This is a genomic window from Lentzea sp. (genome assembly GCF_035525475.1).
Taxonomy (GTDB): domain Bacteria; phylum Actinomycetota; class Actinomycetes; order Mycobacteriales; family Pseudonocardiaceae; genus Lentzea.
This window is the reverse complement of the sequence record NZ_DATLEC010000126.1, coordinates 1-11,375: the sequence shown is the minus strand read 5'-3', so window position 1 is coordinate 11,375 and position 11,375 is coordinate 1. Positions and strand designations below refer to the sequence as shown.

Below are 11,375 nucleotides of genomic sequence, written 5' to 3'. Positions count from 1 at the left end.
GGTTGCGCCGGAGCAGCGCGTCGGCAATCATCGGCCGGTACTTCACGCCGCGGAGCGCCAGCGGGACGAGTGCGACGATGATCAGGGCGTTGAAGATGACCGCCGAGAGGATCGCGCTCTCCGGCGACCCCAGGTGCAGGACGTCGAGCGCGTCGAGCTGCGGGTAGACGGCCACGAACAGCGCGGGGACGATCGCGAAGAACTTGGCCACGTCGTTCGCGACGGAGAACGTCGTCAGCGCACCGCGCGTGATCAGCAGCTGCTTGCCGATCTCCACGATCTCGATGAGCTTGGTCGGGTCGCTGTCGAGGTCGACCATGTTGCCGGCCTCCTTCGCGGCCGACGTGCCGGTGTTCATCGCGACGCCGACGTCCGCCTGTGCCAGCGCCGGGGCGTCGTTCGTGCCGTCGCCGGTCATCGCGACGAGCCGTCCGCCTTCCTGCTCCTCGCGGATCAGGGCCATCTTGTCCTCGGGCTTGGCCTCGGCGAGGAAGTCGTCGACGCCCGCCTGTTCCGCGATGGCCTTGGCGGTCAACGGGTTGTCGCCGGTGACCATGACCGTGCGGATGCCCATCGCGCGCAGCTCGGCGAACCGTTCCCTCATGCCGGGCTTCACGACGTCGGACAGCCGGATCACGCCGAGCACGGTGCCGTTCTCCGCTACGACGAGCGGCGTGCCGCCCTGGGCGCTGATCTCGTCCACGATTGCGCGGGTGGTGCCGGTCAGCTCGAACGCGGACGCCGCGCCCTTGCGGATGCTGCGGTCGCCGATGTCGATGCCGGACATCCTGGTCTGCGCCGTGAACGGCACGAACTCGCCGGTCTTCTCGTGCTCGTCGGCGGGCCGTCCGCCCGCCAGTTCGAGGATGCTGCGGCCTTCGGGGGTGTCGTCGGCGAGGCTCGCGAGCCGTGCGGCCGCCACGAGCGTCTCCTGCGACGTCGGGCCGACCGGGATGAACTCGGTCGCGCGCCGGTTGCCCCAGGTGATCGTGCCGGTCTTGTCGAGCAGCAACGTGTCGATGTCCCCCGCCGCCTCGACCGCCTTGCCCGACGTCGCGAGGACGTTGCGCTGCACCAGCCGGTCCATGCCCGCGATGCCGATGGCACTCAGCAGCGCCCCGATCGTCGTGGGGATCAGGCACACCAGCAACGCCGTCAGCACGACCACCGACTGCTCGCCGCCGGAGTAGATGGCGAACGGCTGCAACGCCACCACGGCGAGGAGGAAGATGACCGTCAACGTGGACAGCAGGATCGTCAACGCGATCTCGTTCGGCGTCTTCTGCCGTTCCGCGCCTTCGACCAGCGCGATCATCCGGTCCACGAAGGACTCACCGGGCCTGGTCGTGATCTTGACGACGATCCGGTCGGACAGCACCGTCGTGCCGCCGGTGACCGCGCACCGGTCGCCGCCGGACTCGCGGATGACGGGCGCGGACTCGCCGGTGATCGCCGACTCGTCGACGGTCGCGATGCCCTCGACCACGTCACCGTCGCCGGGGATCACCTCCCCCGCCTCCACGACGACCAGGTCGCCGACCTGGAGCTCGGTGCCGGCGACGGTTCTGCCGTCGAGCAACCGCGCGACAGCGTCCTTCTTGGTCCTGCGCAACGAGTCGGCCTGCGCCTTGCCGCGTCCCTCCGCGACGGCCTCGGCGAGGTTCGCGAACAGCACGGTGAACCACAGCCACGCCGCGACGGCGACGGTGAACACGCTCGGGTCGATCACCGCGAACACGGTGACCAGCACGGAGCCCACCCACACGACGAACATGACGGGGCTGCGCAGCTGGTGGCGCGGGTGCAGCTTCTTCAGGGTCTCGGGAACCGCGTCCACGAGACCGGGCCCGGTGGTCACAGCAGTGCCTCCGCGATGGGACCGAGAGCGAGCGCGGGAACGAACGTGAGCGCGGCGACCAGCACGATCGAGCCGGTGAGCAGCGTCGCGAACAGCGGCCCGGTCGTCGGCAGCGTGCCCGCCGTGACCGGCACCTTCTTCTGCCGCGCCAGGGATCCGGCGAGGGCGAGCACGGCGACGATGGGGATGAACCGGCCGAACAGCATGCACAGGCCGAGCGACGACTGGAACCAGTCGCTGGTGACCGTGATGCCGGCGAACGCGCTGCCGTTGTTGTTGGACGCAGACGCGTAGGCGTAGAGGATCTCCGAGAGCCCGTGCGCGCCAGGGTTGTCGAGAGCGGCCCGTGTGCTCGGCAGGACCGCCGCGATGCCCGCGCCGATCAGCAGCACCGTCGGCATGGCGAGAATCGACACGGCGGCGGCCGTGACCTCCTTGCGCCCCAGCTTCTTGCCGAGGTACTCGGGCGTGCGGCCGACCATCAGGCCCGCCAGGAACATCGCGATGATCGCCATCACCAGGATGCTGTAGAGCCCCGTCCCGACACCGCCCGGCGTCATCTCGCCGAACAGCATGTTGAGCAGCGCCGCACCACCGCCGAGCCCGGTGTAGCTGTCGTGCGAGGAGTTGACCGCGCCGGTCGAGGTGCCGGTCGTGGCGTCCGCGAAGATCGCGCTGCCGGGGATGCCGAACCGGAGCTCCTTGCCCTCCAACGGCCTGAGCCCGGTCGCCTCGGCCGCCCAGATCACCCCGAGCATGGCCGTCCAGATGACGCCCATCACGCCCAGCAGGACGTATCCCTGCTTCTTGTCGCCCACCAGCTGCCCGAACGTGCGGGTGAGCGCGACCGGGACCACCAGGATCAGGAAGATCTCGATGAGGTTGGTCCACTCGTTCGGGTTCTCGAACGGGTGCGCCGAGTTGGCGTTGAGGACACCGCCACCGTTGGTGCCGAGCTCCTTGATGGCCTCCTGGCTCGCGACGGGCGCGTTCGCCACCATCTGCCCGTCGACGTCCACCCCGGACTTGAGACTCATGGTGACACCGAACGCGATCAGCACGAGCGCGCCGATGAACGCGAGGGGCAGCAGGATCCTGACGGTGCCGCGGGTGAGGTCGACCCAGAAGTTGCCGAGCCGGTCGGTCCGGCCGCGGACGAACCCGCGCACGAGCGCGATCGCGACCGCCAGGCCGACCGCGGCCGACACGAAGTTCTGCACGGTGAGGCCGATCATCTGGACCGCGTGGCCCATCACGGCCTCCGGCACGTACGACTGCCAGTTCGTGTTGGCCACGAAGCTGATGGCCGTGTTGAACGCCATCCCTCCGGGCACGTTCCCACGCCCGAAGTCGAACGGCAGCAGGCTTTGGAGGCGCTGGAGCACGTACAGGAACACAATTCCGACGAACGAGAAGCCCAGCACCCCGTACGCGTAGGTGCTCCACTTCTGCTCGGCGTCGGGGTTGATCCCGGCTAACCGGTAGACGGCTCTCTCGACGCGGAGATGTCCCTTGGCCTGGAAGACTTTCGCGATGTGGTCGCCCAGGGGCCGGTACGCGACCGCCAGCGCCGCGACGAGGACGCCGACCTGCAGGAGGCCGGCCGTGAGGGGTGACATCAGAACTTCTCCGGCCTGATGAGTGCGACGAACAGGTAGACGATCAGGGCGAGTGCGAGCACTCCCGCCACGGCGTTGGCCGCGAGTCCCGTGCTCACAACCTCTCCAGTCCACGCACTGTCAGGCCCAGCACGACGAAACTCCTGATCAGCAGCAACGCGTAGGCCATGTCGGCCATGACGCCGCTCCCTTCCACGACTCGGTCTTGAGGACGCTCGGAAGCGTGCATCACCGATTGCCTGGTCAGGGGGTGCCTGACAACGTCCTTACGCGGGCGGGGGCGGCTTTTACGCGTTCTTGAGGCCGGGGAGACCCCGGTCTCATCCGGCTGGGCGCATCGGGGTCACGGTGTGTGAGGCCGTGCGGGCCGGTGCTCAGATGACGCGGACCTCGTGAGCCGGTAGGCCGTTCCACCACCGCGCGTACCGCCGGTAGACCTGCGGATCGCGGTCTCCCAGGAGCTTGCGCAACGCCGCCGCCTCTTCCGCGACACCGGCCCACTGGTCCTCGGTGAGCGGGTGGAACGAGGTCACCTCGATCCCACCGTCCTCGGCCGGCCGCCACACCCCGGCCACGTACCCGTCGACGAGCAGGGTCGGCAGGGTGTCGCCGTTGTTGCGGATGACCAGCTTCCGGTACTGCCCGGGGATCATGCGGCTGCGGTCGGCGTAGGCGAGCAAGGTGCTGTCCCACATGGCCATCAGCCGCGGCGGCGCCGCAGTGTCCTCGTCCGGCACCGTCCTGTCCGGAACGTCGTAGTGGTCGCCGTCCTTCACCAGGTCCAGCAGCGCCAACGCTTCCCGGATCGAGGTGCGCGGGAGCATGGTGAACTGGTTCATGTCGAGGACGGTCGCGGGCCCGAAGCCGGTGAGGTAGCGGCGCAGCATCCCGGCCAGCGCCGCCATCCGTTCGCGCGGCTCGGTCGTCACGGCCTGGTAGGACGGCCGCTGCCCGAACGACCACGGCCCGCCCGTCGGCGCGTGCACGAGCCCGCCGTAGGTCCGCAGCGCCCACCAGACGCCGGGCTCGCCGACGTCGCCGGTGTGCGAGTGCAGGAGCTCCTCGATCTCGGCCTTCTGCCGGGGTGACGCGGCGAACTCGAGCACGTGCTCCAGCAGAGCGTCGGCCTGCTCGATCGTGATGTCCATGCCCTTGAACCGCTTGTCGTACAACCGCGACGCCCTCAGCGCGGGCAGCATCGCGTGGTGGAACACCTCGTGGTCGGCGGCCGTCACGGCGTGCAGGGTGACCCGCATCAGCGACGCCTTGCGGACCGTCCCGCTCGTGAACGCCTCGTCCAGTGCCGCCGGGTCGAAACCGGCGATCCTGTTCCACAGCGCGATGTACGGCGAGGCGGGTTCCTGCGCCTGGATCGCGACGACCTTCTCCACGGCCGTCAGCAGGCCGGCCGGTTCACGCTCCAGCAGCATCTGCCGGTCGAGCGTGGCGCGGTTGAGCTGACGAGCTGTGAAGGTCATGCGGGTGATCCTCGCTCACCGCAGCTTCGACGGCCACCAGATCCGCCCGCCGATGTCGACCGACAGCGCCGGCACGAGCAACGACCGCACCAGCAACGTGTCCAGCAGCACGCCGAACGCCACGATGAACGCGATCTGCGTGAGGAACAGGATCGGCAGCACGGCCAAGGCCGCGAACGTGGCCGCCAGCACCACCCCCGCCGACGTGATCACGCCACCGGTCAGGCTGAGGCCGCGGATGGTCCCGTCGACCGTGCCCAGCTCCTGGGTCTCCTCGCGCACGCGGGTCATCAGGAAGATGTTGTAGTCGATTCCCAGCGCCACGAGGAACACGAACCCGAACAGCGGCACCACGGGGTCCGCGCCGGGGAAGTCGAGGACGTGGTTGAACACCAGCGCCGAGACTCCCATGGTGGCCGCGAACGACAGCACCACCGTCGCGATCAGCAGCAACGGCGCCAGCAACGACCGCAGCAGCAGCGCCAGCACGAGGAAGATCACGACCAGCACGATCGGGATGATCAGCAGCCTGTCGTGCTCGGACGTCGTCCTGGTGTCGAGCAGCGTCGCCGTCGGCCCGCCGACCTTCGCGTCGCCGATCCCGTGCACCGCCGCACGGATGCGCTCGACCGTCGCGACCGCGGCGTCCGAGTCGGGTGCGTCCTTCAGCGTGGCTTCGATGCGGACCAGTCCCTCGGCCGTTCCGCTGGGCCGCACGTCCGCGACACCGTCCACCTCGGACTTCTCCAGCACCTCGGCGGTCCTGCCCTCCGCGGCGATGATGACCGTCGGCGACCCGGTGCCGCCGGGGAAGTGCCGCGACAGCACCTCCTGTCCCGCGACGGACTCGACCTCGGTGAGGAACACGTCGGACTGCGCCGTGCCGGACGCCTTGAGCTGCGGCAGGAACGCGGCGCCGGCGAGCAGCACGAGCGTCGTGACGATCCAGATCGCGCGGGGCTTGCCGCGCACGAACGTCGCGACACGGCCCCAGAGCCCGCTCGTCTCCGGGTGCGGTGAGCCGAACTTCGGCGCGAACGGCCAGAACGCGGCCCGTCCGAGCAACGCGAGCGTCGCGGGCAGGAACGTCATCGTCGTGAGCAACGCGGCACCGATGCCGATCGCCGCGACCGGTCCGAGCCCCTTGTTGGAGTCGAGGTCGCTGAACAGCAGGCACAGCACGCCGAGGATCACCGTGCCCGCGGACGCCGCGATGGGTTCGATCGTGCCGCGCCACGCCGTGCGGATGGCCGTGAACCTGTCCTCGGTGTCGCGCAGTTCCTCGCGGAACCGCGACACGAGCAGCAACGCGTAGTCCGTCGCCGCGCCGAACACGAGGATCGAGAGAATGCCCTGGCTCTGGCCGTTGAGCGCCAGCACGTCGTTCTTCGCCAGCAGGTACACGGCGAAGCTGGCGAGTCCGAGCGCGAACACCGCGGACATGAGCACCACGATCGGCAGCAACGGACTCCGGTAGACCACGAGCAGGATCAACGCGACCACCGCGCCCGCGACGATCAGCAGCAGCCCGTCGATGCCGCCGAACGCCTCGACGAGGTCGGCGACCTGCGCCGCCGGTCCCGTGACCAGCACCGTCAGACCCTCGGGAGCGCCACGGGTGCCGTCGCGGAGCTGGAAGACCGAGTCCTTGACGTCCTTGGCCGGGTCGAGGAGCACGACGACCTGCGCGGCCTGGTCGTCGTTCGGCGAGGGGATCACCGGTGACGCCTGGAAGCCCTTGACCTCGTCGGCGAGGTACTTCCTGTCCTCGTCGGTCAGCCCGCCCTGCCGCTCCACCACGACGATCGCCGGGATCGCGTTGTCGCGCTGGAACTTCTTCTGCAGCTCGGCGACCTGGGTGGACTCGGCGGAGTTGGGCAGGAACGCGCTGCTGTCGTTCTCCGCGACCTCCGACAGCTTGCCCGCGTACGGCCCGGTGAAGCCGCCCAGGGCCAGCCAGACGACGAGCAGGACCCCGGCCAGGACTCGCATCAGTCAATCCTTCGATCGCCGAACGTTTCGATGACCGAACTGTAAGCTGGCATCGTGAACGACGCAACCGACTACGACCTGAGCATGCTGCTGCGCGGGTTGGTGATGGAGTCGAACCGGTTCCTGGAGATCTTCAGCGCGGCGCACTCACTGCACCCCACCGACATGACAGCGCTGAACCTGATCATGACGACGCCCATGACCCCGGGCTCGCTCGCGAAGGCCCTGAACCTGAGCGCCTCGGCCACGACGTCCGTGCTGGACCGCCTGGAGAGGGCCGGCCACGTGGTCCGCGAACGCGACCCCGAGGACCGCCGCCGAGTGGAGCTCCGCGTGCTCTCCGACGCCCAGGCCCTGGCGGCGGCGTTCTTCGCGCCGCTGGCCCGCGGCTACGCCGCCGCCTGGGAGGGGATGAGCGCGGAGGAACGCCAGGTCGTCGCCCGTTTTCTCACCGCGACGATCAAGGCGACGGCCGAGGTCCGTTCCGCCGTCAGCTGAGCCGTCCCGGCGGCAGGGTCCGGCCGCAGACCAGGAGCAGCAGGTCCTGGGCGAGCCCGCGCACAGGCCGGCCCTCGCCGAACGCCCAGTCCATGTCGGTGGCTACCAGCCGCTTGTTCCCGAGGTCTGCTCCGAAGTACTTGACGTTGCTCGGCTTCATCCCGTCGAGGACGAGTTTCAGCCGGTCGTGGGGCACTTTCCGGTCCAGGCCGAGCGCGACGGTGATGTCGAGCCCGTGGATGACGTCGTGCGACAGCGCGCCCCCTTCCCCACCGCCGGGTGGCGTCCACGGGTGGCCGACGTTGGCTTTCACGACCTCGACCAGGTCGTTCGTGGACAGTGCCCCGGCGTCCGCGCGGGCCATGCGGTCGGAGGCGTGGTTGAACCGGCCGCCCGACTTCACGATCTCCCACAGCACCCGCGTGCCTTTGACCCGGTAGGGCAGGGTCGTGTGGGCGACGACGTGCTTGACCGTCCACCCCTCACACAGACTGGGTGCGCCCCACTGCCGTTCGCTGAGCGTCTCGAGAAGTTCAGCCTGGTCACGTCGTTCTGCCCGGATAGCCGCGCGAATGTCGTCCGTCATACCCGTGTGTACGTGTCGCCCTCCGCAAACCAATCGGTCCGCGTAGGGTCTTTTGCGTGATCGAGACGCTGGAGCCGTTCAGGATCGAGCTGACCGGCTACTGCTACCGCATGCTCGGCTCGGGTTTCGAGGCCGAGGACGCCGTGCAGGAAACGTTCGTGCGCGCGTGGAAGGCACACGACACCTACGACGCATCACGCGCGTCGCTGCGAACCTGGCTCTACCGCATCGCCACGAACATCTGCATAGACATGCTGCGCAGCGCCCAACGCCGCGCGCTGGCCGTAGACCTGGGACCGTCCGGCGGCGACATCGGCGCTCCCCTGCACGAACGCGTCTTCGTGCAGCCGGTACCGGACGCCCTGGTGCTACCGGAGGACCGCGCGATCCAGCGCGAGACCGTGCGACTGGCCTTCGTGGCGGCGCTGCAGTTCCTGCCTCCCCGCCAACGCGCGGTGCTGATCCTCCGCGACGTGCTGGCATGGCAAGCGTCCGAGGTCGCGGCGCTGCTGTCCGTATCGGTGGCGTCAGTGAACAGCGCTCTGCAACGCGCGCGGGCAACGCTGCCCTTGTCCGACCCCGGCGAGCCGCTACGACCCGCAGACCCAGCCCAGAAGGCGCTGCTCAGCCGCTACTGCGAGGCGTTCGACCGGCACGACGTGGAGACCCTCGTCGCTCTGCTGCACGAGGACGCGACGATGTCGATGCCGCCGTTCGCCTGGTGGCTGCGCGGCCGAGAGCCGATCTCACTGGCGCTGCGCGACCCGTCCGCGGCGTGCGCGGGCGCGTGGCTGGTGCCGGTCGCCGCCAACGGATCGCCCGCGTACTGGCAGATGCGGCCCGGCATGACGGACCCGTTCGGCCTGGTGTTCCTCGACGTCCGGGACGGACTCGTGACGGGCAGCACGACCTTCCTGGACGTGCCGTCGCTGCTGCCTTTGTTCGGTTCCACGCCTTCTTCGGCTCCGCGCCGATGAGTTCTTCCGCTTCGGCTCGTATCTCCGTGGACTAGGAGGAAGCCATGGCGATCCAGCCCATCATTGTCACGCCCGGTCTCGACCGGGCGCAGGCGTTCTACACGCAGGTGTTCGGCGCCGTCGAGGTGGCCCGCTACCCGTCTTCGGGCCCGGTGTTCTACAAGACGCTGCGCATCGGCGACGCGTCACTGGGCCTCGTGGACGAGCCGGCCGACCTGGCGGCGCCTCCACGCATCACGCTGAGCATCGACGTCGCCGATGTCGACGCGTTGCTGCCGCTGGTCGAGCCGGCCGGAGGCCGTGTGCAGGGGCCGTCGAACGACATGCCGTGGGGGCAGCGGGTGGCGCACGTCTTCGATCCCGACGGTAATCCGGTGAACCTGACCCAGGATCTCTAGCTCTCGGCTTTCTTGCGCCCGGTCTCGGTCTGCTCGGTCCAGGTCTGTCCGGTCCAGGTCTGCTCAGTCGGGGTCTGCTCAGTCGGGGTCCAGTCGGGTTCAAGATCTCAAGTTGTCCACAGGCCGACGACGCACTGACCTGCGCTTTCTACTTTCAGGTTAGCCTGTGGACAGCCCGGGAACCGAAATCGCGATTCACTCGTTCCGCAAGGCAAGGAAGCGCGGGGGGCCGGATCGCTCGGAGTCGGCCTGAAACACCGTGGGACCGGCTCAGGAGCCCTAGGCTGGTCGTCATGATCCGGATCGTGGCGTCGGACGAGGTGCCGTGGGAGGACGTCGAGGCCATCTTCGACGGCTCCGAACCCGGCAAGTGCCACTGCCAGCGCTACAAGGTCAAGGGCTGGATCTGGCGCGACTCGACGCGCGACGAGCGCTACGCCGCGCACGAGGAACAGTCCGCCCGAGGCAGCGGCCTGGTGGCCTACGTCGACGACCAGCCCGCCGGCTGGGTAGCCGTCGAGCCGCGCCGCGACTACGCGAAGCTCCTGGACATGCCCATCCCCTGGAAGGGCCGCACCGAGGACAAGGACGACGACGGCGTGTGGGCCGTGACGTGCTTCGTGGTGCGCAAGGGCTTCCGACGGCAGGGCCTCACCTACGAACTGGCCGCCGCGACCGTGGAACACGCGCGCGAGAACGGGGCCCGCGCCGTCGAGGCGTACCCGATGATCGCCGCGCCCGGCCAGAACGTCACGTGGGGCGAGATGCACGTGGGTGCGCGCCAGGTGTTCGAGGAGGCCGGGTTCGCGCAGGTCACGCACCCGACCAAGCGGCGTTTCGTGATGCGGGTGGACTTCTGATGCCTGGCTGGCTTTTGGGCGCGGGTGGGCTTTCGGGATGCGGGCGGGTTTCGGGATGCGGGGCGCAGCGTCTAATGCGGCGGGCTTGCGGACGCGAACCGGCGCCTGGACTCAGGTCGCTCCCGATCGCGGTGGGTGTCTGATGCGGGCGGATTTGTCGACGCGGGCCGGCGTCCCGGCGTGAGCTGACCCTTCGGCGTGAGCCGACTTCTGGATACGGGTGAGTCTGTGATGCGAGTGGGCCTCTCAACGCGGACCGCCTTTCCCACACGAACCGCCTTCCCCACACGAACCGCCTTTCCCACACGAACCGCCTTTCCCACGCGGACCACCTTTCCCACGCGAGGTGGTCTCTGGGCGCGAGGTGGCCTCTCAACGCGAGGTGACCTCTCGGTGCGAGGTGACCTCGTGACACGGACCGGCCTCGCGACACGGACCGGCCCTTCGGCGCGGGCTGGCGCTTTCAGCGCGAGTCGGTCTCTCAACATGGACCAACTTCCCGACGCAATCCGACCTCTGGACGTGGCCGGCTTCCCAACGCGAGTCGACCTCTCGACGTGGGCCGGCTCCCCAACCGGCTCCCCAACGAGAGCCGACCTCTCAACACGAGCAGGCCGCTCGATGCAGGCCGCTCGATGCAGCCCGGCCCCTCAACACGGACCGGTTTCCCAACCCAAGCAGACCTCCGGACACAGAGGGGTTTCTGATGCGATTCGACGAGATCGTCATCCGGACCGAACGGCTCGACTTCCCGGCACTAGTCACAGGCGAAGGACCGGTAGTCGTGTGCTGGCACGGGTTCCCGGACCACCCGGCGTCGTTCGGACCGCTCGCCGAACGCCTCGTCGCCGCGGGCCGCCGGGTGGTCGCGCCGTTCCTGCGCGGGCACCACCCGTCCACGGCGGACCAACTCCAGTTCAGCGACGGCCTCACGCTCGCCGCCGATGCCGCGGCGGTGAACGCGGCGTTGTCGGACGAGCCGGTCGACGTCATCGGGCACGACATCGGGGCCGGTGTCGCGGGGCGGCTCGCCGCGATCCGGCCGGATCTGGTGCGCAAGGTCATCACGGCGTCCGTGCCGCCGCCCGCCGCGTTGCGCACGATCTTCG

11 protein-coding genes are annotated in these 11,375 nt (G+C 69.1%); 5 read left to right on the top strand and 6 right to left on the bottom strand.

Annotated features, from left to right (window positions below; genetic code table 11):
* The 5 genes from kdpB to VM306_RS21330 form a co-directional block, all read right to left on the bottom strand.
* Positions 1-1,858 (bottom strand): potassium-transporting ATPase subunit KdpB (gene kdpB / locus VM306_RS21350; RefSeq protein ID WP_325517765.1); only part of this gene is annotated, 1,858 nt, incomplete at its 3' end.
* Positions 1,855-3,477, bottom strand: coding sequence for a potassium-transporting ATPase subunit KdpA (gene kdpA, locus VM306_RS21345; protein ID WP_325517763.1), 1,623 nt, complete (start codon positions 3,475-3,477; stop codon positions 1,855-1,857). The genes kdpA and kdpB, both read right to left, overlap by 4 nt.
* Positions 3,477-3,575, bottom strand: coding sequence for a K(+)-transporting ATPase subunit F (gene kdpF / locus VM306_RS21340; protein ID WP_325517761.1), 99 nt, complete (start codon positions 3,573-3,575; stop codon positions 3,477-3,479). Before kdpF ends, kdpA begins: the two co-directional genes overlap by 1 nt.
* A gap of 276 nt (positions 3,576-3,851) precedes the next feature.
* Complete coding sequence (locus tag VM306_RS21335; protein WP_325517759.1) at positions 3,852-4,955, bottom strand: winged helix DNA-binding domain-containing protein; 1,104 nt, start codon at positions 4,953-4,955, stop codon at positions 3,852-3,854.
* A 15-nt stretch (positions 4,956-4,970) separates the two neighbouring features.
* A complete protein-coding gene (locus VM306_RS21330) occupies positions 4,971-6,947 on the bottom strand; it encodes an MMPL family transporter (RefSeq protein WP_325517757.1) in 1,977 nt (658 codons plus the stop codon).
* 54 nt (positions 6,948-7,001) lie between these two features.
* Between VM306_RS21330 and VM306_RS21325 the strand changes: the two genes are divergently transcribed.
* On the top strand, positions 7,002-7,445 hold the full coding sequence (locus VM306_RS21325; RefSeq protein ID WP_325517755.1) for a MarR family transcriptional regulator: 444 nt from the start codon (positions 7,002-7,004) through the stop codon (positions 7,443-7,445).
* On the opposite strand, the gene VM306_RS21320 is transcribed toward VM306_RS21325, so the two are convergent.
* A complete protein-coding gene (locus VM306_RS21320; RefSeq protein ID WP_325517753.1) occupies positions 7,438-8,031 on the bottom strand; it encodes a maleylpyruvate isomerase family mycothiol-dependent enzyme in 594 nt (197 codons plus the stop codon). The genes VM306_RS21325 and VM306_RS21320 overlap by 8 nt on opposite strands.
* A 56-nt stretch (positions 8,032-8,087) precedes the next feature.
* Here VM306_RS21320 and VM306_RS21315 point away from each other — a divergent pair, with 56 nt between their 5' ends.
* The 4 genes from VM306_RS21315 to VM306_RS21300 form a co-directional block, all read left to right on the top strand.
* Positions 8,088-9,008 carry an RNA polymerase subunit sigma-70 gene (locus VM306_RS21315; protein ID WP_325517751.1) on the top strand — a complete coding sequence of 307 codons (921 nt, stop codon included), beginning with the start codon at positions 8,088-8,090 and terminating at the stop codon, positions 9,006-9,008.
* Between the two features lie 44 nt (positions 9,009-9,052).
* Positions 9,053-9,406: a VOC family protein gene (locus VM306_RS21310; RefSeq protein WP_325517749.1), complete on the top strand. Its 354-nt coding sequence runs from the start codon at positions 9,053-9,055 to the stop codon at positions 9,404-9,406.
* 293 nt (positions 9,407-9,699) lie between these two features.
* The gene (locus VM306_RS21305; RefSeq protein WP_325517747.1) at positions 9,700-10,266 is read left to right on the top strand and encodes a GNAT family N-acetyltransferase; all 567 of its coding nucleotides are present in this window, start codon (positions 9,700-9,702) and stop codon (positions 10,264-10,266) included.
* 706 nt (positions 10,267-10,972) lie between these two features.
* Positions 10,973-11,375: alpha/beta fold hydrolase (locus tag VM306_RS21300; RefSeq protein WP_325517745.1), on the top strand; the 403-nt coding region annotated here is incomplete at its 3' end.

Coding starts and splice junctions, on each gene's coding strand:
- VM306_RS21320 (WP_325517753.1), bottom strand. CDS start 8,031: ATGACGGACGACATTCGCGCGGCTATCCGGGCAGAACGACGTGACCAG.
- VM306_RS21335 (WP_325517759.1), bottom strand. CDS start 4,955: ATGACCTTCACAGCTCGTCAGCTCAACCGCGCCACGCTCGACCGGCAG.
- kdpA (WP_325517763.1), bottom strand. CDS start 3,477: ATGTCACCCCTCACGGCCGGCCTCCTGCAGGTCGGCGTCCTCGTCGCG.
- VM306_RS21310 (WP_325517749.1), top strand. CDS start 9,053: ATGGCGATCCAGCCCATCATTGTCACGCCCGGTCTCGACCGGGCGCAG.
- VM306_RS21330 (WP_325517757.1), bottom strand. CDS start 6,947: ATGCGAGTCCTGGCCGGGGTCCTGCTCGTCGTCTGGCTGGCCCTGGGC.
- VM306_RS21305 (WP_325517747.1), top strand. CDS start 9,700: ATGATCCGGATCGTGGCGTCGGACGAGGTGCCGTGGGAGGACGTCGAG.